The 23,609-nt window shown below is 71.2% G+C and carries 14 protein-coding genes; 7 read left to right on the top strand and 7 right to left on the bottom strand.

The annotated features are described in order from the left end of the window. Window positions 1-27 precede the first annotated feature (27 nt). Both ACFWBQ_RS07185 and ACFWBQ_RS07180 read right to left on the bottom strand, forming a co-directional pair. A complete protein-coding gene (locus ACFWBQ_RS07185) occupies window positions 28-801 on the bottom strand; it encodes an ABC transporter ATP-binding protein (protein ID WP_385485041.1) in 774 nt (257 codons plus the stop codon). A 10-nt stretch (window positions 802-811) separates the two neighbouring features. After that, window positions 812-1,753 (bottom strand): ABC transporter permease, encoded by a 942-nt coding sequence (locus ACFWBQ_RS07180; RefSeq protein WP_385485006.1) that lies wholly within the window; start codon window positions 1,751-1,753, stop codon window positions 812-814. Between the two features lie 140 nt (window positions 1,754-1,893). On the opposite strand from ACFWBQ_RS07180, the gene ACFWBQ_RS07175 reads away from it, so the two are divergent. Further along, window positions 1,894-2,499, top strand: a complete 606-nt coding sequence (locus ACFWBQ_RS07175; RefSeq protein WP_351176335.1) for a TetR/AcrR family transcriptional regulator — start codon at window positions 1,894-1,896, stop codon at window positions 2,497-2,499. Window positions 2,500-2,577: 78 nt separating this feature from the next. On the opposite strand, the gene ACFWBQ_RS07170 is transcribed toward ACFWBQ_RS07175, so the two are convergent. Beyond that, window positions 2,578-5,967 (bottom strand): CDP-glycerol glycerophosphotransferase family protein, encoded by a 3,390-nt coding sequence (locus tag ACFWBQ_RS07170; protein WP_385485003.1) that lies wholly within the window; start codon window positions 5,965-5,967, stop codon window positions 2,578-2,580. A 101-nt stretch (window positions 5,968-6,068) separates the two neighbouring features. Between ACFWBQ_RS07170 and ACFWBQ_RS07165 the strand changes: the two genes are divergently transcribed. The 6 genes from ACFWBQ_RS07165 (at window position 6,069) to ACFWBQ_RS07140 (ending at window position 17,414) form a co-directional block, all read left to right on the top strand. Beyond that, window positions 6,069-8,099, top strand: coding sequence for a CDP-glycerol glycerophosphotransferase family protein (locus tag ACFWBQ_RS07165; RefSeq protein ID WP_385485001.1), 2,031 nt, complete (start codon window positions 6,069-6,071; stop codon window positions 8,097-8,099). Window positions 8,100-8,189: 90 nt separating this feature from the next. Beyond that, on the top strand, window positions 8,190-8,924 hold the full coding sequence (locus ACFWBQ_RS07160) for a methyltransferase domain-containing protein (RefSeq protein ID WP_385484999.1): 735 nt from the start codon (window positions 8,190-8,192) through the stop codon (window positions 8,922-8,924). Window positions 8,925-8,935: 11 nt separating this feature from the next. Then, window positions 8,936-9,865: a TylF/MycF/NovP-related O-methyltransferase gene (locus tag ACFWBQ_RS07155; RefSeq protein WP_385484997.1), complete on the top strand. Its 930-nt coding sequence runs from the start codon at window positions 8,936-8,938 to the stop codon at window positions 9,863-9,865. Window positions 9,866-9,970: 105 nt separating this feature from the next. Further along, window positions 9,971-13,426: a CDP-glycerol glycerophosphotransferase family protein gene (locus ACFWBQ_RS07150; protein WP_385484995.1), complete on the top strand. Its 3,456-nt coding sequence runs from the start codon at window positions 9,971-9,973 to the stop codon at window positions 13,424-13,426. Further along, window positions 13,423-16,269 (top strand): CDP-glycerol glycerophosphotransferase family protein, encoded by a 2,847-nt coding sequence (locus tag ACFWBQ_RS07145; RefSeq protein ID WP_385484992.1) that lies wholly within the window; start codon window positions 13,423-13,425, stop codon window positions 16,267-16,269. Before ACFWBQ_RS07150 ends, ACFWBQ_RS07145 begins: the two co-directional genes overlap by 4 nt. Further along, a complete protein-coding gene (locus tag ACFWBQ_RS07140) occupies window positions 16,266-17,414 on the top strand; it encodes a glycosyltransferase (protein WP_385484990.1) in 1,149 nt (382 codons plus the stop codon). Before ACFWBQ_RS07145 ends, ACFWBQ_RS07140 begins: the two co-directional genes overlap by 4 nt. A 49-nt stretch (window positions 17,415-17,463) precedes the next feature. Here ACFWBQ_RS07140 and ACFWBQ_RS07135 read toward each other — a convergent pair whose 3' ends face one another. From ACFWBQ_RS07135 to ACFWBQ_RS07120, 4 genes are all read right to left on the bottom strand, one after another. After that, window positions 17,464-19,698, bottom strand: a complete 2,235-nt coding sequence (locus tag ACFWBQ_RS07135) for a CDP-glycerol glycerophosphotransferase family protein (protein ID WP_385484988.1) — start codon at window positions 19,696-19,698, stop codon at window positions 17,464-17,466. Window positions 19,699-19,891: 193 nt separating this feature from the next. Beyond that, complete coding sequence (locus tag ACFWBQ_RS07130; protein WP_385484985.1) at window positions 19,892-20,809, bottom strand: carbohydrate ABC transporter permease; 918 nt, start codon at window positions 20,807-20,809, stop codon at window positions 19,892-19,894. Beyond that, window positions 20,806-22,179 carry a carbohydrate ABC transporter permease gene (locus tag ACFWBQ_RS07125; protein WP_385484983.1) on the bottom strand — a complete coding sequence of 458 codons (1,374 nt, stop codon included), beginning with the start codon at window positions 22,177-22,179 and terminating at the stop codon, window positions 20,806-20,808. Before ACFWBQ_RS07125 ends, ACFWBQ_RS07130 begins: the two co-directional genes overlap by 4 nt. Window positions 22,180-22,183: 4 nt before the next feature. Next, window positions 22,184-23,548 carry an ABC transporter substrate-binding protein gene (locus ACFWBQ_RS07120; protein WP_385484980.1) on the bottom strand — a complete coding sequence of 455 codons (1,365 nt, stop codon included), beginning with the start codon at window positions 23,546-23,548 and terminating at the stop codon, window positions 22,184-22,186. Between the last annotated feature and the right edge of the window lie 61 nt (window positions 23,549-23,609).

The following is a 23,609-nucleotide window of genomic DNA, read 5'->3' as shown; positions in this document are numbered from 1 at the left end:
GGCCCATCGGCCCGTCCGGCGGTCGCGTCATTTCTTGGACTTCGCGGGGGCGGTGAACTTGTCGTACTCCGCCACGACGTCCTTGGCCGGGCCGTCCATCCGCAGCGTGCCCGCCTCCAGCCAGAGCGCCCGGTCGCAGGTGTCGGTGATCGACCGGTTGCTGTGGCTGACCAGGAAGACCGTGCCGGCCTCCTTGCGGAGCTCCAGGATCCGGTCCTTGCTGCGCCGCTGGAACCTCGCGTCGCCCGTGGACAGGGCCTCGTCGATCAGCAGGACGTCATGGCTCTTGGCGGCTGCGATCGAGAAGCGCAGCCGGGCCCCCATGCCGGAGGAGTACGTCCGCATCGGCAGCGTGATGAAGTCGCCCTTCTCGTTGATGCCGGAGAAGTCGACGATGTCCTGGTAGCGCTCGCGGATCTGTTCGCGCGTCATGCCCATGGCCAGTCCGCCGAGCACGACGTTGCGCTCGCCGGTCAGGTCGCCCATCAGGGCGGCGTTCACGCCGAGGAGCGACGGCTGGCCCTGGGTGTGGACCCGGCCCTTCGTCGGGGGCAGCAGACCGGCGATGGCTTTGAGGAGCGTCGACTTCCCGGATCCGTTGGAACCGATCAGGCCGATGGCCTCGCCCTTGTACGCGGCGAAACTGACGCCCTTCACGGCGTGCACCTGGCGTGCGCCGCGCGGCTGCCCGCGCGACACGAGCCGGTTCAGGGCGGAGGTGGCGCTGCCCTTCCCGGTACGGGCGCCGTTGACCGTGTAGGTGATGTGGACGTCGTCGACGACGACGGTGGGTACACGCATATCGGCGATCTCAGCCACGTCCGTACCGCTCCTCGGCCTTCCAGAAGTACACGAAACCGCCGATCCCGCAGACGAGCGCCCAGCCCGTCGCGACGGCCCATACATGCGGGGGCAGTTGTCCCCTGGTGAAGCTGTCGATGAGTGCGTACCGCATCAGGTCGATGTAGACGGCGGCCGGATTGCACTCCAGCGCCAGCAGGACCCACTGCGGGACCCGGTCGCTCGTCAGCAGTGTGTCGAGGCTCCACATCACACCCGACGCGTACATCCACGTCCGCAGGACGAACGGCATCAGCTGGGCGATGTCGGGGGTCTTCGAGGCCAGCCGTGCCATGACCATGGAGATCCCCGTGTTGAACAGGGCCTGCAGGGCGAGCGCCGGGACCGCCAGCAGCCAGGACGGCTGCGGGTACTGGCCGAACACGAGCAGGATCATGAAGAGCGCGCACAGCGAGAACAGCAGCTGCTGGAGCTGCTGGAGGGCCAGGGCGATCGGCAGGGACGCGCGCGGGAAGTGCAGGGCGCGCACGAGTCCGGTGTTGCCGCTGATGGCCCGGGTGCCTGCCGTGATCGAGCTGGAGGTGAAGGTCCAGATGAAGACGCCGGTGACGAGGAAGGGCACGAAGTCGGGGACTCCGTGCTTGGTGTTCATCAGGACGCCGAAGATGAAGTAGTAGACCGTCGCGTTCAGCAGCGGGGTCATGATCTGCCAGATCTGGCCGAGCTTCGCCTGGCTGTACTGCGCGGTCAGCTTGGCGGTGGCGAACGCGGTGATGAAGTGCCTGCGCCCCCAGAGCTGCCGGACGTACTCCCCGAGCGGGGGCCGGGCCCCGCTGACGGTCAGCCCGTGCCGGGCGGCGAGCGCGGCCAGCTCGCCGGGTGCATGGACGGGGAGGAGTGCGGGAGAAGCGGGGTCCACCGGGGTCGGCGGGGCTGCTGTCTGGCTCACCACGATCGCTTTCGACGGAGGCAGGAGGAACAGGGCGAACAGATTCGGCGGATGGGACGGGACCGTATCGTCGTAACGCTGAGACTAGGACGTATGTACGTCGCAACGCAACCGTTTCGTCGTTACGGACTATCATGCGAGTCATGACCACCGAACGGGGAACCAGGCGCCGCACTCCGGCAGGCGCCGCTGTGCTGCGAGAGGACGTGACCGACGCCATCCGCGGCGCCGTCTTCGAGGAGCTGGCCGCGGTGGGTTTTGCCCGGATGTCCATCGAGGGCATCGCCCGGCGCGCGGGCGTCGGCAAGACCGCCGTCTACCGCCGCTGGAAGTCCAAGCTCCACCTCGTCCTGGACCTGGTCGCGGCGGTCGCCGCCCAGGGGATGCCCGCACCGGCGACCGGTTCGCTGTACGGGGACGTGCGCGCCGTGCTCGAACTCGCCGCGTACGCCCTGCGCCACCCCGTCGCCTCCCAGGTGATCCCGGATCTGCTGGTCGAGGCGGCACGCAGCCCGGAGATCTCGGACGCCATCAAGGCCGCCCTGCTGGATCAGCAGCAGGGGGTGGCAGCCGTCGTCGTACGTGCGGCCGTGGCCCGGGGAGAGCTGCCCGAGGGCAGCGATCCGGACCGGGCGCTGGACCTGATCGTCGGGCCGCTCTACTGGCGCCTCGTCGTGGTCCGCGGCGATCTGCCCAAGGGCTACCTGGACGACCTCGCGGCGTCGGCGGTCCGGGCGCTCAAAGCTTGAGAGGGCTGAGAGGGCTGAGAGGGCCGGCAGGGTTGGCAGGGCCCCGGGTGTGGGCAGGGCCGGCGGCGTCGGGAGACCTCAGGCGCCGTCGCTGAGCAGCCGGTCCGCGACCCGGCTCGCCGCGCCGCCGTCGTCGAGGTCGCAGTGTTCTTGCCGGAAGGTGTCCTGCGCGTCCGTGTGCCGGGCAGCCGACGCCGGAGTGGCCCGCAGAGCCTGGGCGACCTCGTCCGTGGTGCCCAGCAGGGGGCCCGGTGCCCGGGTCTCGAAGTCCAGGCAGAAGCCGCGCACGGTGTCCCGGTAGTGCTCCAGGTCGTAGGTGTGGAGGAGCACCGGGCGGCCGGTGAGCGCGAAATCGAACACCAGGCCCGTGTAGTCGGTGACCAGGACATCGGCGATCAGCAACAGCTCCGCGGTGCGGGGGTGCGCGGAGACGTCGCGCAGCGCAGGCTCCGCCGGCAGGCTGCCCGTCACCCGCGGGTGCCTGCTGACCAGCACCGTGGTGCGGTCGTCGAGCGACCGCACCAGCGCCGGCAGGTCCAGCGCGGGATCCCAGCGGTACAGACGGGGTGAACCGGCCGGGAGGCTGCCCGGCGCGTGGGCGAGATGGGCGCGGTACGTCGGCGCGTACAGCACCACGCGGTGGCCTTCCGGGATGCCGAGCTGTCGGCGTACCCGCTCGGCGGTCTTGTCCCGGCCTGCCGCGAACAGCAGGTCGTTGGCGGGTGAGCCCGCCTCCAGGACCTCGCCGCCGTAGGCCAGTGCGCGGCGCAGATGCGGGGTGGCGAAGCGGCTGGGGGAGACCAGGACCGACCACTGGGCGGAGCGGTGCGGCAGCGCGGCGAGGTCCTGGTGGTCGGCGTACAGGGTGTCGGCCAGGTCCAGGCCGAACCGGCCGAGCGGGGTGCCGTGCCAGGTCTGTACGACCGTCTGCTCCGGACGGCGCTCGAACCATGCGGGCAGCAAGCCGGCGGTGACGATCCGGCGGGCCCGCGCCAGCGCCTCGTACCAGGCGGTGCTCTGCGCCACGACGGGGACCGCGATGGGCGGGACCTGAGCCGCGCTTCCGGCGGAACCGTCGGTGACCCAGAGGTGCTCGACATCGGTACTCCGGCGTACGAGCTCGGCGTGCACGGCGCGTGGGGAGTCACCGCCGGTGTACAGGACGGCGTCGCGGAGCGGCAGCCGGCGCTGCGCCGGGTAGTACGCCGTACGCAGTCGGCCCTGGCGGTACGCGCCCCGCTCGGATTCGCCGAGCGCCGGTTCCGCGCGCACGGTCAGCCGGTCGCCGTGACGGCGGTCGAGGAGGAACCCGGCGGTCGCCCCGGCGGGGGCGGAGCGGACCGGCAGCCGGGCGGTGAGCGCTGCCCCCACGCGTACGGGCCGGCCGTCCAGGTGCACCTCCCAGTCGCCCTCGCGGGGCGGGCGGGGGAGCAGCGCGGTGAACCGGTCTCCCCGCCGGTCGGCGGGGACGGTCACCGTCTCGCCCAGGCTGCTGTGCCGCAGGACGAGCGCCCCCCGGGTGTACGGCGCCCCCTCGATGAGCAGCCCGCCGCCCGGTGCGGGCTCCGCGTGGTCCACGAGCCGGTGGCCGGTCACCTCCAGCACCAGGTGGCCCGCCGCGTCCGCGAGGGCCGGTGGCGGCAGGTCCGGGGCAGCGGCGAGCGGGACGCGGGCGCCGCCGGTCACCAGCGCGGCGCGCCACCGGGTTCCCGGCTCCGGAGCGACCTCTCGGGGGGTGCTGGGCGCCCCGGCCGGCTCGGCGGCCAGCTGTGCGAGGGGGATCCGTACGGTGAACAGCCCGCCGTCCCCGCACCGCACGGGGCAGGTGTGCTCCGCCGCTCCGTCCCGGGTCAGTACCAGGGCGGTCGGCCGCGCGGTCCCGTGGAGCCGGCCGGTCAGCTCCAGGGTGTCGTGCCCGCCGTCGTGCGCGAGGGCCAGTGCGGGCAGCTGTGCCACGGTCAGCTCGAGTCGGCCGTCCCGGTAGCCGAGCACCGCGCGCCGCCCGTCGCCCAGGTCGTGGACCAGCGGCTGAGCTGCGGCGGCGTCCACCGCCCGCAGGGCCGCCCGCCGCACGACGCCGTGTGCGGCCACCACCACGCCCACCAGTCTGCTGCCGGGCCCCAGCCGCTCCGGGTCCAGGACCATTTCGAAGCCCGCGTAGTCGTAGCAGTGCAGTTCCTGACCGGAGGCGGCGGTCGCCCCGGGCATCCGGACCGTGCGTACGGGCACGGCACGCAGCCGCCTGCTCCCTGCCGCACGCACCACTCCCGCCTTCAGCGAGTGGCGGGCCGCCCCGGCGGGGAGGTTGCGGATGTACGCGTATCCGCGCAGTCGCAGTTTTCCGTCCTCGCCCCAGGACGCCTCCACCAACCGTGCCACCGCGGGGAGATCACCCCGGCCGAGCCGTGCGCCGGTGCCCTTGCCGCCGGCGACCCCCGGGTGCACCGCCCGCCGCCGCCCCGGCAGCCCCTCGACGGCGAACGTCCCCGTTCCGTTGGCCCGTTCGAACGCGAGGACGGCCAGCAGCTCGTCCAGCCTGCGCTCGCGCACCAGTTGCCACCTGATGCGGGCCTCGGCCGGCAGCCCGTCGAGCACGGCGCTGCCCGCACGGTCGAGGAAGGCGCCCGCGCCGGCCATGAACGCGGTGCGGTACGCGGGGCCGCCCATCGTGAGCCCCTCCAGGAAGTACACGAAGTCGTCGCGCAGACAGGATGCGTCGTACCGCCGCTGCTGCACGGGGTCGCGGTCCGCCAGGAAGATGCTGACCTGCTCGCAGGCCGCGATCCGGTCGCGTACGCCCTGCACGTCCGTACGCCGTCGGGTGATCGACCCTTCCCGCACCCGCCAGTAGTAGACGTGTTCGCGCAGCACATCCACCGATCCGGCGAGGTAGTGAGCCGGGATCATGACGGGGGTGTCCTCGTAGAGCTTGCCCACCGGGAACGTGAACGTGTGCCGGTCCCAGAAGGAGCGCCGGAACACCTTGTTCCAGGCGACCCGGTCGGACAGCAGCCGGGCGTCGCGCATGATGTGGGTACGGGGGCGGTCGGCGGTCAGCCACCGGTACTGCCAGGCCTGTTGTCTTCCCTGCTCGTTCAGCCGCCACACATTGCCCGTCGCCAGGTCCGAGCCGGTCGACTCCAGGGACGCCACCATCCGTTCGTACGCGTCCCGCACGACGATGTCGTCGCTGTCGGCGAACGCCAGGTAGGGGACGCCGGGGGTGGTGTGGGCGACCCCCGTGTTGCGTGCCGCGCTCAGTCCCGCGTTGGGCTGGTGGACACAGCGGAAGCGCTCGTCCCGGCGGGCGAAGCCCTCTGCGATCCGGCGGCTGCCATCCGTCGAGCCATCGTCGACGAGCACCACTTCGAGCGCGTCGAGGGACTGGCCGGCCAGGGAGTCGAGGCACTCCTCCAGGTACTCCTCGACGTTGTGCACGGGGACGACGACGCTGAGAAGTGGCTTCATGTACGGCTCAACCCGGGTGAGGGCCCCGGGTCACCGGCCCTGACCCGAACGGGTGAATGTCCGTCCCGGGAAGTGTGGGGTCCGCACTACGCTCGGCTGCCATGCTCCTCAGTGTTGTCGTGCCCGTCCACCGCGTTCAGGGGTACCTGAGGGCGGCCCTGGAGTCCGTGATCGACCAGTCGGTACGGGACTGGGAGCTGATCGCTGTCGATGCCGGCCCGCCGGACGGCGGCCTCGCCATCGCGCAGGAGTTCGCCGAACGTGATCCCCGGGTGCGCGTGCTGCACCCGGGTGGTCCCCGGAAGCCGGGCGGCCCCGGGGACGTGAGCGGCCCCGGAGACGTCGGCGCCGCCCGTAACGCCGGCGCCGCCGCGGCGCGCGGGGCCTACCTGCTCTTCCTCGACGGGGACGGCCTTCTGCTGCCGGGCGCGCTGGCGGAGATCGTCGCCCGGGTGGCAGCGGACCGGCCGGACGTGCTGAGCCTCGGTCACGACTGTGTCGATTGGTGGGGCGAGGTCCGGCAGGGGGACGCGCTGCCCGCGGCCCGCAAGCAGCTCTTCCGCCGTACGTTCTGGGCTGCCCACGGGCTGCACTTCACCGAGGGCCCCTACGACGACGTCGTGCCCGTCCACCGCGCGGCCCTCCTCGCCTCCGATGCGGGCACCCTCGCCACGCTCGACCGGATCTGTGTGCGCCACCGCCTGCGCCGCACCGGCACGTTCGCCACGACACCCGGCCGCGCGCACTTCGCCGTCATCGGCGTGTACGGACAGCTGGTCACCGAGACCGGCGGCGACCCGCGGATCCTGGCCGCCCGCACCGCACACCTGAGGGCCGTGCTCGACGACCCCGGCCGGATCGCCCCCGCCGACCGCGCGGACTTCTTCCGCTCCGCCGGGTTCTCCGGCCGGTACACCGCACACCGTGCCCGGGAAGCCGTCCTCGCCCGGCGCACGCGGGCGCGAGCCGCTCTGCGCGCAGGCAGGAAGTCGCTGCGCGCCCGCGTGATGCGGGCCGCCTACCGCTGTGATCTGCGCCGGCCGCTGGACCCCGGCCTCGCGGTGTACGGGGCGTACTGGAACCGTGGCGTCGCCTGCAATCCGGCCGCCATCTACGCCAAGGCCCGCGAACTCGTCCCGCACATCCGCGGGGTCTGGGTCGTCTCCTCCCGCCACCGCGACCGGATGCCGCCCGGGGTGCCGTACGTGATCGAGGGCTCCCGCGCCTACTGGCGGACCATGGCCACCGCCACGTACTTCGTCAACAACTCAAGTTTTCCCGGGGGCTTCACCAAGCGCCCCGGCCAGATCTACCTGCAGACCCACCACGGGACCCCGCTGAAGACCATGGGCCTGGACCAGCGCCCGTATCCCGCCCTCACCAACGGTGTCAGCTTCGAGCGGATCGTCGCCCACACCGATCAGTGGGACTTCAGCCTGTCGGCCAACCCGCACACCACCGAGGTCTGGGACCGCGTATACCCCTCCTCGTACGAGCAGTTGCCGCTCGGCTACCCACGCAACGACATCCTCTTCACGGCCACCCGGGAGCGGACCGAGGAGATCCGCGCCGGTCTCGGCATCGCCCCCGGCCGGACCGTCCTGCTGTACGCGCCGACCCATCGCGACTACCGGAAGGGCTTCGTCCCCCGAATCGACCTGGAGCGCCTCGCCCGCGCTCTGGGGCCGGAGTACGTGGTGCTGGTGCGGGCCCACTACTTCTACGGGCGCTCGGCCGGGCTCGGCGCGGGGCAACGGGTCATCGATGTCACCGGACACCCGCGGGTCGAGGAACTCTTCCTGGCCGCCGATGGGCTGATCACCGACTACTCGTCCCTGATGTTCGACTACGCCTGCCTCGACCGCCCGATCATCACCTACGTGCCGGACTGGGCCGCCTACCGGGCCGCACGCGGCACCTATGTCGATCTGCTCTCCGGCCGCCCCGGCGACACCCCCGGGGCCGTCGCCACCACGGAGGACGAACTGCGCGAGACGCTGCTCACCGGGGCGTGGCGGTCGGCGGACGCGGCCGTGCTGCGCGCCGCGTTCCGCAGACGGTTCTGCCCGTACGACGACGGGCACGCGGCGGAACGCGTGGTGCGGCGAATCTTCCCCGCCGGCTCGGACTGAAGCCTCGCGTCACCCGTACGGGGCGACCCCTCCGTACCCCTTCGTCGTTGTGTTCAACAGCGCGCGCACATCGCAACGTTGGGAGAGGTCATGCACAGGTCCGCCTACGAGCAGATGGAACTCTGTATCCAGGAGTATCTTCCCAAGTCCCGCAGACACCGTGTCGTGGACCTCGGCTCGCGGATCTCCGGCACACAGACGCGTACGCACCAGGGGCTGCTGGCGGGCCACGACGTCGACTACTTCGGTGTCGACGTGCTCGACGGGCCCAACGTCGACGCGGTGATGAGGCGGCCCTACCGGATCCCCGTCACGTCGCGCAGTGCCGATGTCGTCCTGTCCGGCCAGGCGTTCGAGCACATCCCCTTCTTCTGGGTGTCGATGCTGGAGATCGCCCGGGTGCTGAGGCCCGGCGGCTACGCCTTCATCACCGCTCCCTCGCGCGGGCACGTCCACGACGCGCAGGACTGCTGGCGCTACTACCCCGACGGCTTCCGTGCGATGGCCGCGCACTCCCGCCTCGAACTCTACGAGGCGTACACGGACTTCCCGCCCACGAAGGGCATCTGGCACGACTACGGGTCCATCGACACGAAGGCCGCCTACTGGGGTGACTCCGTCGGCGTCTTCCGCAAGCCGCAGCGCCATCCCCGGCCGGTGGCCCGGCTGAAGAGCCGGCTGGCCATGTTCGCCGTGCGGGAGACGGCGGTGTGGTGGGCCAACCGGGTCGGCGGAGTGGACCGGGTGCCGCTGCCGCGCCCGCTGGACGGGCGGGAGCGGTGCGGGCGCCCGGAGAGCCGGCCCGTCACATCAACGACAGGTTGACGAAAGATGACATGAGCCGCAAAGCGCGCGTACCCTCCGGCGGCATGGCTTGGCGCAACGCCGTCAACGGCGTCCTTCAGCAACTCACCGGGTACCAGCTCAGGCGCGCGGCCGTGCCCGCGCCCCGCTCCGCCACGGCACCGACGGGCGCGGCAGCGGCAGAGCCTGCAGCGGGCCGGCCGGCAGCCCAGCAGCCGACGGCGACGGCGGCGACGGCGGCGAAGAAGCAGCCTGCGGCGAAGAAGCCGGCAGTCAAGGCCGCGCCCCAGTTCCCGGCCGACTACGACGACGAGGCGAAGGACATCATCCGCGCGGTCAAGCCGTACACGATGACCTCGCCGGAGCGGCTCAACGCCTTCGTCCTCGCGACCCGGCACATCGTCAGGCACGACATCCCCGGCGACATCGTCGAGTGCGGTGTCTGGCGCGGTGGGTCCATGCAGGCCTGCGCCAAGACGCTGCTGTCGCTCGGTGAGACCGGTCGCGACCTGTACCTCTTCGACACGTACGAGGGCATGACCCCGCCCACCGCGGAGGACCTGCGGCGCGACGGCAGGCCGGCCCAGGAGCTCCTGGACGCCCAGGGCAGGGACCGGCCGATCTGGGCGGTGGCCTCGCTGGAGGACGTACAGGCCGGGTTCGAGGGCGTGCCGTATCCGAAGGACCGTATCCACTACGTGCAGGGCAAGGTCGAGGACACCGTTCCGGCGCAGGCGCCGGGGCAGATCTCGATCCTCCGGCTGGACACCGACTGGTACGCGTCGACCAAGCACGAGCTGGAGCACCTGTACGCGCGTCTGGTGAGCGGCGGGGTGCTCCTGATCGACGACTACGGGTACTGGCAGGGCTCGCGCCAGGCCGTCGACGAATTCCTGGAGGAGACCGGCGCGCAGTTGCTGCTGCTGCGCATGGACGAAGGCCGGATCGCCGTCAAGCCCTGAGCGGTCCGCCGGCACTCGCGAGCCCCGTGCCTCACCGGCACGGGGCTCGTTCGTTATGCAGAAGACCAGTTGAGGTTGTCCGCCCGGAAGGATCGTGCGCAGCGCATGGCACCCCGTCTCACCGTCGTCGTCCCGCTCTACAACGTCGAGGAGTACCTCGGAGCCTGCCTGGACTCGCTCGCCGAACAGACCATGGCCGACCTCGAAGTCGTCATGGTCGACGACGGCTCGACCGACAACAGCGCTGATGTGGCGAAGGAGTTCGCCAGGAGGGACTCGCGTTTCCGGCTGATCCGGCAGGAGAACGCCGGGCTGGGTGCCGCGCGCAACGCCGGGGCCGGGCAGGCCCATCCGGACGGGGAGTTCCTGACGTTCGCCGACAGCGACGACATCGTCCCGCCCGGCGCCTACGCGCGGATGCTCGGTGAACTCGACCGGTCCGGCTCGGACTTCGTCACCGGGAACGTGCTCAGGCTCCGTGCGAACGGCGCGCTCGAACAGTCCCCGATGTTCCGCAGGCCGATGGAGAGGGCCCGCAGGGCCACGCACATCACCCGGGACTGGATCCTGCTCGGTGACCGCATCGCCTGCAACAAGGTGTTCCGCAGATCGTTCTGGGAGCGGCACTCCTTCGCTTTCCCGGAAGGAGTCCTGTACGAGGACATCGCCGTGGTCCTTCCCGCGTACTTCCTGGCAGGCTCCGTCGACGTCGTCGAGGAGCCCGTCTACCACTGGCGGGACCGCGACGGTTCGATCACCACCCGGCGCGCGGTGCCCAAGGGCATCCGCGACCGGGTCACCGCGGTCTCCACCGTGAGCCGGTTCCTCGCCGAGCGCGGCATGGCGGAGGCCGGGCGTCGCTACGACGAGCACGTGCTCTCCGGCGATCTGTGGCTGTTCATCGAGGCGCTCCCGGAGGGCGATGCCGCCTTCCACGAGGCCTTCCTCACACACGCGAACGCCTTCGCCGACACCGTCGAACCGGCCGTCCTCGACGCGCTGCCCCTGCATCTTCGGGTCAAATGGCAGCTGATCCGGGAACGCAGGATGGCGGAACTGCTCGCCCTTCTCGCACATGGGTCACGCGACCGGGACACCTTCCACGTCCGTGGTCTGCTGCGCCCGCGGGCGCAGTACCCGGGTGTCGCCGACTCTCTCCCGCAACGCGTCACCGCGCTCGCCGGTGCGGACCTCCCCGTGCACGCGCATCTCACCGAGGCCGTCTGGCGGGACGGGATGCTGCACCTCAAGGGGTACGCGTACGTCCGTAACGCCCCGGGGAAGTCGCCCGGGGCCGGCTGGCTCAGGGCGGGCCGGCGGCTGATCCCGCTCCGGATGCGTACGACGGTGACGGACGAGGCGGCGGCCGGGTCGGGGCGGTCGCTGCACCGCTACGAGCGGTCCGGGTTCGAGACCGTCGTCGACCCGCGCCGGCTCGCCGCCAGAGGGACGGGCCGGGGCAACCGGACGGTCTGGAAGCTGGAGTCCGTCGTCGTCGGCGGGGGACGGCCGCGCCGGGGACCGATGCGGCTGCTCGGCAACCCGGCGGCACCGGCCGTGCGGTACGTCGACGAGCGCACCCGTATCGTCCCCGTGCTCTCCGGCAACAAGCTGGAGCTTCGGGCCGAGCGGATCGGCGCCGTGCTCGCCGGGCACCGGGCGACGGAGGCCGGGGACGGCGTACGGATCGCGGTGCGCATCCTTGGGGGCGGCACACCGACCGTCCTGCGGATCCAGGAGTGGCGTACGAAGGAGACCCGGGAGTTCCCCCTGGCGCTCAGCGAGGAGGGGGCAGGTCCGGACACCGTCTTCGCCGAGGTGCCGTTCGATGCCCTGCGGGGATCCGACGGCGACTGGGGTGTCCAACTGGTGGGAGACGGGGGCCGGCTGACGGTGGCCGCCCGGCCGGAGACCGAAGCCGGGCGGTATCCGCTGTCCAGGGGTCGCGAACTGTATGCCGCGGCCAACCCCTCCGGCGATCTGGTCCTCACCGACCGGGCCGTACAACCCCTCGTCGTACGCCTGTCATGGCCGGACGGCGGCGGCCTCGCCATCGAGGGGGACCTCCCTGAGTCCCCGGACCGCCAGGTCGAACTGTGCCTGCGCCACAGCGGTCATCAGGAGGAGGCCGCCTTCGCCGTGGAGCGCTCGGACACCGGATTCCGTACGGCGTTCGCTCCCGCGGCCGTTGCGGGGACCGGCGGTACCCTCCCGCTCGCCGAGGGCCGTTGGTACCCCTTCCTCCGTGAGCAGGGCGAGAGGGACCCGGAGAAATACCTGCCCCTGCGGGTGGCGCCCCAGCTCCACGCCGGACTGCCGCTGCACCGGGAGGCCGGGGGGCGCCGCTTCACACTGGAGCGTCTCTTCCACGACCGGCTCGCGCTGCGGTCCGGGAGCACCCTGCCGGTGCGGGACCGGGGCGCCTACGGGCAGCGGCAGCTGCGCGAGCGTTACGCCGTCACGCGCGGCGGGGACCTGCGTCCGGTCGCGCTGTACTCCAGCTTCGACGGGCGCCAGTACTCGGATTCGCCCCGTGCCGTGCACGAGGAACTGGCCCGTCGAGACAGCGGCATCGAGCACCTGTGGGTGGTACGCGACCAGCAGGCCGCCGTGCCCGCCGGGGTCCGCGCCGTGGCCCTGCACAGCGCCGAGTGGCACGAGGCCCTGGCCCGCAGCCGCTGGATCGTCACCAACACACAGCTGCCCGAGTGGTTCGAGAGGGCCGAGGGGCAGTTCGTCGTCCAGACCTGGCACGGCACCCCCCTCAAGCGCATCGGCCGGGATCTGGCAGGCAGCTCCTGCGCGGATACCGCGTACATGGCGTCCCTGCCGCAGCGCGCCGCCCAGTGGAGCGTGCTCGTGTCGCCGAACAGTTTCTCCACTCCGGTCCTGCGCCGCGCCTTCGGCCACACCGGTGAGGTCCTGGCGTGCGGCTACCCGCGCAACGACCTGCTGTACGCCCCCGACCGGACGAAAGTCGCGGCCGCGGTACGGGAGTCGCTCGGCGTACCCGACGGCAGCCGCGTCGTTCTGTACGCCCCCACTTGGCGCGAGGACGGGCCCAGGCGGAGCGGCCGCTACGGCCTTGATCTCCAACTGGACCTGGAACAGGCGCGGAAGGCTCTCGGTAACGACCACGTCCTGCTGGTGCGCCGTCACTACCTGGTCGGCGGAAGCGTCCCGGAGAGCCGCTTCGTCCGCGATGTGTCGCGCTATCCCGACGTCGCCGAGCTGATGCTGATCAGCGATGTGCTGGTCACGGACTACTCGTCCCTGATGTTCGACTTCGCGCAGACGGGCCGGCCGATGCTCTTCCACACCTACGACCTGGAGCACTACCGCGACACCCTGCGCGGCTTCTGCTTCGACTTCGAGAGCCGGGCACCCGGCCCGCTGATCCCCACCTCGGCCGGTGTCGTCGATGCCCTGCGCGACCCGGAGCGCGCGAGCGCCGGCCACCGTGACGCGTACGCCCGTTTCCGTGAGTCGTTCTGCGATCTCGACGACGGGACGGCGGCGGCCCAGGTCGTGGATCGGATGCTGAAGGGGACGCAGGAATGAACACGCCCGATTTCAGTTGTGTGGTCACTGCCGCTGCGGAGGGCGGGGACGCCGCGGCCCTGTGTGCGTCCGTGGAGTCCGTGCTCGATCAGAGCCTGCGCGGTGTCGAGGCCCTCGTCGTCCTGCCCGCCGACGGCGACGCCGCCGTCCGCACAGTGGCCGAATCGCTCGCCGGGCGCTCCCCGGACCGGGTCCGCCTTCTCGTCGCCGAGCCGTGGGCCCGCTCCACCGCCGCCCTGCGCAACACCGGTCTGGAGGCGGCCCGGGGCACCTACGTCCTCGTCCTCGGCAGTGGCGAGCGCCTCCAGCATCATGCCTGCCGCAACCTCTGGGAGGCCGGCGCACGTACCGGTGCCGACCTGCTCGCCGGGCGCTGGAGCCGGCTCACCGGGGACGGGGCGAAGGAACAGGAACCGCCCTGGCAGCAAACGCTGTTCGCACGCTCGCGAACCCTCGGCCGGTTCACGGACGCCCCCGAACTCGTCGTGCACGACGCCCTCGTGACGGGCTTCTGCCTGCGGCGCGAGGCCCTGGAGCGGCACGGACTGCGCTACGACGAGGACCTCACCCACAGCGAGACCATGTTCGGCCCCCTGGCGGCAGCGGTCGTCGGCCGGATCGTGCTGGTACGCCGCCGGATCGTTTCCGGGCATGCCGTACCCGACCGGGGCCCGGGGCTCGCAGGACTCGTCGAGGCCCACCGGCGCGTGTGCCACGTCCTGGTCGCCCAGGGGCTCACCGACCTGTGCGAGCAGCGCGAGCGCGCCTTCCTGCTCGACCATCTCCTGCCGCTGGTGCGGTCGTTTCCTGAGCTGCCCGCCGCCGAGCGCGAACGGATCACCGAGAGGGCCGTCCGGGTGCTGCCGGAGTGCGTACCCGGGCCTGCCCTGCTCACCCTGGCGCCTGTCGAACGCGTGGGCGTCCGGCTGCTGGAGCGCGGTGACGCGGACGGGGTGCTCGCTGCGGCGTACGCGCTGCGCAGGCGGGGCACGGTGGCCGCGCCGCTCACCACCGGGGCCGGCGGGCGGGTGTACTGGCAGGGCGAGGAGCAGGATCCCGCTCTGGACGTCACCGAACTCGGCCATCAGCACCGTACGTTCGGTGAGCTGAGGCTGATGAACCGGCTCACCCGGTACGAGACCGGGGGCGGCCGGGTCCTGCTCGAGGGCCGCCTCGTCCTGCCCGCGCACACGGGCCCGGGGGCCTCGCCGAACGCCTGGCTCGAATTCCGGGTACGGGACGGCTCCCGCACCTTCCGTCTGCCGGTCGACGAACTCCGGCGCGACGCCACCGGAATCAGCTGGCGGACCCGCGCCGACCTCACCCGTCTCCTGCGCCCCCTCGGCGCCCGCGACACCGTGTGGGACGCGAGGATGGTGCTGGAGGACGGCCCGGTCCGCTCGGTCAGCGACCTCTTCGCCGCCCATGACCTCGTCGGCCCGGCGGACCGCTCTGCCGCCCGGCCCCGGCTCGGCCGGGCGGCAGGGGACACCTGGCAGCCCTACGTCACGCTCAAGGACCATCTGGCGCTCCGGCTCGAAGCCCGCCGCCGCCCCGCCCGCACGGTCCGGCGGCTGGTCCACTACGCAACGCACTTCCGCCCCGCACGCAGGGCAAGGGTCCTGATGCGGGCCCTGGGCAAGCGCCGCGACCGGCTGCACGCCCGGGGGCTGAAGGTCTCCGTCTACCACTCCTGGCTTCTCCGGCTGCCCGTGCACAAGGGGTCCGTGGTCTTCGAGAGCCATATGGGTACGTGCTACGGCGACAGCCCCCGTGCCATCCACGAGGAGGTACGCAGCAGAGGGCTGCCCCTGCGCTGCGTCTGGTCGTACGAGAGTTCCCCGGACGGCTTCCCGGCCGGCGTACGGCTCGTGCGCCGCTGGTCGTGGCGGTATCTGTGGACGCTCGCCCGGGCCGAGTACTGGGTCGACAACCAGGGCTTCCCGCAGCATCTGAGGAAGCCGTCCCGCACCACCTATCTGCAGACGTGGCACGGATCGGCGTACAAGCGCATGGGCTTCGACGAGACCCGGGTGCGCATGCAGAACGCCCCGCAGCGCGAGCGGCTCCAGCAGGCCGTGCACCGCTTCGACCACTTCCTCGTCCGCTCCGAGCACGATGTGCGCACCCTCGCGCGCGCGTACAGGCTTCCCGAGAAGGCGCTGTTGCGCACCGGCTATCCGCGCAACGACGTCCTGCTGGCCGCGCGGGCCAGGGACGAGGCGGAGGGGCGGCTGCCACGCCCGGCGCTTGCGGAGGAGCTCGGTCTGCCGGACCACCGGAAGGTCGTCCTGTACGCGCCGACGTTCCGGGGCGGGCCGGGGAAACGTAGACGCCGACGGCTGCTGCTGGATGCCGCGCGCTTCGCGGAACGCTTCGGGGACGAGTACACGCTGCTCGTCCGCGCGCACTACCTGGAGGCCGCGAGCCTGCCCGTGTGCCCGCCGGGGACGGTCGTGGACGTCTCGGGCCACCACGACGTCAGTGAACTGCTCGCTCTCGCCGACGTGCTGGTCACCGACTACTCGTCGATCATGTTCGACTACGCGCTCCTGGACCGGCCGATCGTTCTCTTCGCGCCGGATCTCGACGCGTACGCCGCCGAACGGGGCAGCTACTTCGACCTGCGCGAGAAGGCGCCGGGGCCGGTGGCAGCGACCGAGGACGAACTGTTCGACGTGCTGGCCCGTCTGAAGGTTGCGGACTCCGGCTTCGAGACACGACGCAGGGCCTTCGCCGAGGAGTTCGGCGACTACGACCGGGGAGACGCGGCACGTGCCGTCGTCGACACCGTGTTTGCCCGCCATCTGTCCGAAACCCGTACCGGGGAGGTGGCCCGATGAACCGCGGCCGTGATGTCTTCATCGTCTCGAACAGCACGGACGAACTCGGGGGAGTCACCGGGTGGATGCACCGGACCGCCCAGCTGTTCCAGGAACAGGGCCACCGGGTCCACACCATCGGCATCCACGCCGCCGAGCTGAGGATGGCCCTGCCCGAACCGCCCGGCTACCCCGTGACGCCGCTGTACCCGTCCCACCCGCCGACCCCCTGGGCCCCCAGGGGTGTGCGGGACCGCTTCCGGATCTCCGCCCGGTGGAACGAGGCGGCGCGCGCGGCCCGCAAGCGGCGCGCCGTCGAACAGCTCTCGGAGATCTTCCGTGCCGCGCGGCCCGGCGGCGTGGTGATCGTCAGTCAGGTCTGGGCGATGGAATGGGTCGGCGAGGCGGACACCGCCGGTCTGCGGGTCATCGGGATGAGCCATGAGTCCTACGACTACTCCCGCGCGAGCCACCGCTACCGCTGGATCAAGAACCACTACACGGGGCTCGACCACTGGCTCGTCCTCACCGAGGAGGACGCCGACATCTGGGCGGGCGACGGGATGAACAACGTCGGCTTCATGCCCAACGCCCTGGCCGCGCTGCCCCAAGTGCCCTCCCCGCGGCGCGTGAAGGCCGTGGCGAGCATCGGCAGGCTCACCGACCAGAAGGGCATCGACATGCTCCTGGACACCTGGGCGCTGGTGGCCCCGCAGCGCCGCGACTGGCGTCTGGACGTGTACGGGGCGGGCGAGGACGAGGCGGGCCTCAGGGCACAGTGCGCCGACCTCGGCCTGGACGGCTCGGTCGCGTGGAGGGGTCGCACGGACGACGTGCCCGGCGCACTCGCGGCCTCCTCCGTCTTCGTGCAGTCCTCGCGCGGCGAAGGATTCCCGCTGGCGCTGCTGGAGGCCATGGCGAACGGTGTCCCGTGTGCGGCGTTCGACTGCGCACCGGGAGTGCGGGAGATCGTGCGCGACGGCGAGGACGGGCTGCTCGCGCCCGCCGGGGACATCGGTGAACTCGCCGACCGGCTCCTGCGGCTCACCGGCAACCCCCGGATGCGGGACGCGATGGGGGACCGGGCGCGGGCCAACGTCCAGCGTTTCTCCGAGGCGGAGATCATGCGCCGCTGGGAAGAGCTGTTCGCGTTCCTGGAGCGTTGAGCGTTTCACGGTCGGGTGTACGGGGAGGGACAGGCCCTCCCCGTACACCTCACCCGTTGGTGTATTCCCGCACCGTTACCTGCCGGGGCACCCCCGTGGGGCCCCGGCCGCCCGTCTGTACGGGCAGCGGCAGCCCCGAGGTGTCGTCCAGGAAGACCCGTCGCACCACCCGCTCCGCCGCGTGCCCGTCGTCGTACGGGCAGAACCGGGCCCGGAACGCCGCCCGCCGCTGCGCCGAGCGCGGGCCGCGCCAGTGTTCCGTGGCGAAGATCTCGTGCAGCTCGTCCTGGCTGCGTGCCACCGCCCCCGGCGGGAACCCCTCCAGATCGAAGTAGGTGCCGCGCGCGGCCTCGTACGCCTGGCTGTCCTCGAGGTGCAGGACGACCGGCCGGTCCAGGTTGACGTAGTCGAACATCAGCGACGAGTAGTCCGTGATCAGCGCGTCCGAGGCGAGACAGAGTTCCTCGACGGAGGGATGGGCGCTGACGTCGATGATCCGGGGATGCGCGGTGCGCCCGGCAGTGGTGCCGGCCGAGGGGGCCAGGTAGTGGGAGCGGGCCAGGATCACGAAGTGCGGGCCCAGGACGCGGACGAGCTTGTCCAGGTCCAGGATGTGGTGCTGGGTGCGCCGGTAGTCGCGGTGCGTCGGCGCGTACAGGACGGCGGTGCTGCCGGCCGGGACAGCCAGGCTCTCGCGCAGCTGCGCGATCTCGGCCGGGCCGGTGCGGCGGAAGACGTCGTTGCGCGGATTGCCGTACTCCAGCGTGGTGTAGCCGGAGGGGTAGGTCCGCTCCCAGACGAGTGTGGAGTGTTGGTTCGCGGAGAGCGAGTAGTCCCACTTGTCGACGTTGCGCAGCAGCGCCTCGAAGTCCGTGGAGCCGGCCGCGGCCGGACGGTGCACGAGGTCGGTGCCCATCGTCTTCAGGGGCGTTCCGTGGTGGGTCTGCAGCAGTACCTGGCCGCGGCGCTTCACCAGCCGGCGGTCGAAGTTGACGTTGTTCACGAGGTACCGGGAGCGGGCCAGGGCCGTCCAGTAGGCGAAGGTCCCCGGGTGCAGCACACGGGTGGCCGCAGGCACCGTGTGCGCGTCCTCGGGGCGGCAGATCCAGGAGGTGCGCAGCCCGGGGACCAGCGCCCGGGCCGTCGCCTCGACGGCCGCGGGGCTGCAGGTGTAGCCGCGGTTCCAGTAGGCGGCGAACACGGCGTCCAGGGGCCGGACCGGGAGCTGTAGCTGGATGCGGTAGTGCAGCTGGAGAACGGTTCCGCGCACCACTCGGCTCAGCGCCGCCGTACCGCGGCGGAGCCGGCCGCGCAGCTGCTGCGCGGCCCACAGGGCGCGGTACGTGCGGTGGGCGCCCAGCCGGAACAGCCCGTGCCGCAGGCGGGCGCGGCGCGGTACGGGCGCGCCGGGGGCGCGGTAGCGGCGGCAGTGGGCGCGGGCGAGGCGGAAGAACTGGCCCCGGGTGCCGCGCGGGAGCCGGCCGCGGGAGGTGAACAGTGTCGAGAAGTGGTCGAGCATCCGGCGGAACATCACCGGACGCCAGACGGCGAGTTCGGGCCGGGCGTCGATGAAGGCGAAGACCCGGTCGTACTGGTCGAAGACGTCGAAGTGCCTGCGGGTGGTGGTGGAGAGGATGTTGCCCCGGCGCCGCTGGCGGTATCCGACGCAGACCGCGTCCAGGACGGCGATCGATCCGGCGGCCATCAGTACCGGATAGGTCCAGGGGGTGTCCTCGTAGTAGCCGGGCGGAAAGGTGAAGCCCTCGGCCTCGATGAACTCGCGGCGGTACGCCTTGTTCCAGACGACCATCAGAACCTTGAGCAGTTCGGGGCGTTCCGCCAGCCGGAAGGAGGCGGGTCCGGTCTCGGCGAGGTGCCGGGCGAAGGTGTTGCGTACGCTCTCGCCCGACCAGTACGTGCGGGCGTAGTCGTAGACCAGGACATCGGGACCGCCGGTCGACGTGATCCGGTCGGCGATGGTCTGCAGTGCCTCCGGCGTGAAGGTGTCGTCGCCGTCGAGGAAGAGCAGGTAGTCACCGTTCGCCCTGGCCACTCCGGCGTTGCGGGCCGGTCCGAGGCCGGAGTTGTGGGGGAGGTGGACGGCGCTGACCCGGGGGTCGCGGGCGGCGTACTCGTCGGCGATCGGGCCGCAGGCGTCCGGTGAACAGTCGTCGACCACGATGATTTCGTAGTCCTTGAAGGACTGGTTCAGCACGGAGTCGAGACACGCGTGCAGGTACGCCTGGACCCGGTACGCGGGCACGATGACACTGAACCGGGGCACAACACATCCAGGGGTCGCTCGCGGGCGGGCAGGTGGCCCGCAAACGGCTGATGGAGTGACTTGGTTACGCCGGATGTGGCATTCGGGGGAAGTGCGAGGTAGGGCGGCCCGGTCGGGAGTGACCGGGCCGCCGCACCGTTGACGAACATATGTACGACACCGGTTGTGGCATCGCTGTGGCTCCGGGGTGCCGCTACTTGACGGCGCCCGCCATCACGCCGGAGACGAACTGCCGCTGGAAGGCGAAGAACACCGCCAGCGGGATCACCATCGACACGAAGGCGCCGGGCGCCAGTACGTCGATGTTGTTGCCGAACTGGCGGACCTGCTGCTGCAGGGCCACGGTGATCGGCGGGGACTCCGAGTCCGCGAAGATCAGCGCGACCAGCATGTCGTTCCACACCCAGAGGAACTGGAAGATCCCGAGCGAGGCGATCGCCGGGCCGCCCAGCGGCATCACGACCCGGGTGAACACCCGGATCTCGCCCGCACCGTCGAGCCGTGCGGCCTCCAGTAGTTCGCGCGGGATCTCCGCGAAGAAGTTCCGCAGGAGGAAGATGGCGAACGGCAGGCCGAACGCCGTGTGGAACATGATCACACCGAAGGTCGTCTCGAAGATCCCGATGGTGCCGAAGAGTTCGGAGACCGGGATCAGGGCGACCTGCACGGGGACCACCAGCAGTCCGACGACCACCAGGAACCACCAGTCGCGGCCGGGGAACTCCATCCAGGCGAAGGCGTATCCGGCGAGCGAACCGATCACCACGACCAGGAACGTGGCGGGGACGGTGATCAGCACCGTACTGAGGAGCGAGCCGGTGATGGTCGAATTGTCCAGCAGGCGCTGGTAGTTGTCGAAGGTGAGTTCGGACGGGGCCGTGAAGATCTTCCACCAGCCGGTGGCCGCGATGTCCTCGGCTCCGCGCAGCGACGACAGCAGCAGTCCGATGGTCGGCATCAGCCAGAACAGGCCCACCAGGATGAGGAAGACCCGCATGACACCGCCGCCCGCGCGGGCGGCGGTTCGCGAGGCGAGGGACGGCTTGGCCTTCGCCGGCTCGGCCGTGGCACCGAGGATCCCCGTGGCCCTCACGGGTTCGGTCGTGGTCATCGGCGTCCCTCCTTACGTATCCGGCGAATGTTGAAGAGCATCACCGGAATCACCAGCAGCAGCAGAAGCACGGCGATGGCGCTGCCGACCCCGAGGTCCGCGTCCGTGCCGAACGAGGACCGGTACAGCTGGAGCGCCAGGACGTTCGCGTCGTCCTGGGTGGAGCCGGGCGCGATGATGAAGACCAGGTCGAAGATCTTCAGGACGTTGATCATCAGGGTGACCAGCACCACCGCGAGGACGGGCGCGAGCATCGGGACGGTGATCCGGCGGAACACCTGCCACTCGTTGGCGCCGTCCACCCGGGCCGCTTCGAGGAGTTCGCGCGGCAGGCCTGCCAGGCCCGCGGCGATCAGCACCATCGCGAAGCCCGCCCACATCCAGACGTAGCTGCCGATGATCCCCGGGGTCACGAGGGAGGGGCCGAGCCAGTCGACCCCGTTGTACGGCTCCCGGAAGTTCGACGCGGGCAGCCGGAGCTCCGCGCCCTCGGCCGATGCGGGCAGGGTGAACACGCCGTCCGCGCCCGCTGTCGCCGAGGCGACGACCTTGCCGTCCTTGACCGCCTCGACCGTGATGCCCTTGAGGCCGAGCTCCTTCGGGTCCACGACGTTGGGTTTGCCGCCGCCCCCCTTGGTGAAGTCCAGCCACGCGGTGCCGGTGATCTTTCCGTCCGCCGCGGTGGCGGCCTTCGCCGGCTCGGCGTCGCCCGGCATCTTCGCGGGCGCCACACCGACCAGCGGCAGCTGTACCGGCGAGCCGGCCCGTACCGGTTCCTTCGTGACGAAGGAACCGCCGCCGGCCGCCTTCAGCGGATGGACGGGCAGCGGATGTGCCTTCGGGAAGCCCGACGAGGCCGCGAAGGTGTCGTGCACGCCCACTGCCACGGCGTTGGCGACCCCGCGCTCCGGCGCCTGGTCGTACACCAGACGGAAGATGATGCCCGCGGCCAGCATCGAGATCGCCATCGGCATGAAGACGATCAGCTTGAACGCCGTGCCCCAGCGGATCCGCTCGGTCAGCACCGCGAAGATCAGCCCGAGCACGGTGGAGACCGTCGGCGCGACGACGACCCAGATCGCGTTGTTCTTGACCGCTGTTCGGATGGTGTCGTCGGTGAACAGCGACGTGTAGTTGTCGATGCCCGCAAAGCCCGTGCCCGCCTGGTCGAGGAAGGACCGGTAGACGGAGTACACGATCGGATAGACGACGAGTGCGCCGAGCAGCACCAGGGCAGGCAGCAGGAACGCCGCCGCGATCACCCTCCGGGTGCCGGTCACGCTCCTGCGCGTGCGTACGCGCCCGCGCTCGTCAGGACGCTTGTCGGCGGGGGGCACCGCTCCGGCGCCCCCCGCTGTCGCTGTGGTCATCCCGTCAGCTCTTGTACGCCTCGGCCGCGTCGGACTCCAGTTTCGCTTGAGTCCCCGCGATGTCCTTCGGGTTCTTCAGGAAGTCCTGGAGCGTCTTCCACTCACCCTTTCCGGGGGTCCCGCCGAACGACTGAGGGGCCTGGTCGGACATGTCGAACCGGACGTCGTCGCCGGCCGCGACCAGCGCCTCGGCCATCTTGCGCTGCACGTCGTTCGGGTACGCGGCCGCGTCCAGGCCCTTGTTGGGCGAGATGAACCCGCCCGCCTCGGCCCAGATCTTCGCCGCGTCGGTCGAGGCCAGCCAGGTCAGCAGCGCCTGGGCGCCCTTGCTGTCCTTGAGCGCCACTGCGGCGTCGCCGCCAGTCACCACGGGGGAGTCCGCGCCGACCGCGGGGAAGGGGAACACCTTGGCGTCCGTACCGATCTTCGCCTTGGTCTGCGCGATGTTGATGGAGACGAAGTCGCCCTCGAACACCATCGCGCCCTTGGGCTGGTCCCCGCCGGTGAAGGTCTGTGTGACGGACGCCGGGAACTCGGTCTGCAGCGCCCCGTCGGCGCCGCCCGCGATCAGGCTCGGCTTGCCGAAGAGCTCGGCGAGAGTGGTCAGCGCGTCCTTGACGGACGGGTCCGTCCACTTGATCTCGTGCTTGGCCAACTGGTCGTACTTCTCCGGGCCAGCCTGGGAGAGATAGATGTTCTCGAACCAGTCGGTGAGCGTCCAGCCGTCCGCGCCGCCGACGGAGACGGGGGTGACACCGGAGGCGGAGACCGTCTCGGCCGTGGCCAGGAAGTCCTTCCAGGTCTTCGGCTCACTTGCGCCCGCGTTCTCGAACACCGCGGCGTTGTACCAGATCAGCGACTTGTTGGCGGCCTTGAAGTAGACGCCGTACTGGGTGCCGTCCACCGCGCCGAGGTCCTGCCAGACCTGCGCGTAGTTCTGGCCGAGCTGGGCCCTCGCCTCGTTGCCCACCGGCTTGGCCCACTTCTTGGCCACGGCCTGCTGGATCGCGCCGACCTGCGGGATCATCGCGACGTCCGGGGGCTGGCCGCCCGCGATCTTCGTACCGAGGAAGTTGACGATCGGGTCCTGTGCGGGAACGAAGGTCACCGTGGCGCCCGTGCGCTTCTCGAACTCGTCGAGCACCTTGGTGAAGTTGGCCTGTTCCGGGCCCGTCCAGACCGCGGCGACCGAGACCTTCTCACCGTCCAGTTTCGGTAGGGCGACGCTCGACGGGCTGTCCGTTTTCTTGCCGGATCCTTCGCCCGCCTTGTCCTTGCTGTCGCCGTCCCCACTGCAGCCGGTGAGGGCCAGCGCCCCGACCGCGGTGAACACCAGTGCGGCCCTACGCATTCGAAGGGTTGTGCGCATTCCCTGCCCCGTTTCTCCTGCGCGCATGTGCGCGGACCGGCACCAACGGTGGGACCTGCGG

The organism is Streptomyces sp. NPDC060035 (assembly GCF_042736635.1).
In the GTDB taxonomy this organism is placed as follows: domain Bacteria; phylum Actinomycetota; class Actinomycetes; order Streptomycetales; family Streptomycetaceae; genus Streptomyces.
Note: the sequence above shows the minus strand (reverse complement) of the source record. Positions and strands in the feature narration are given on the sequence as shown.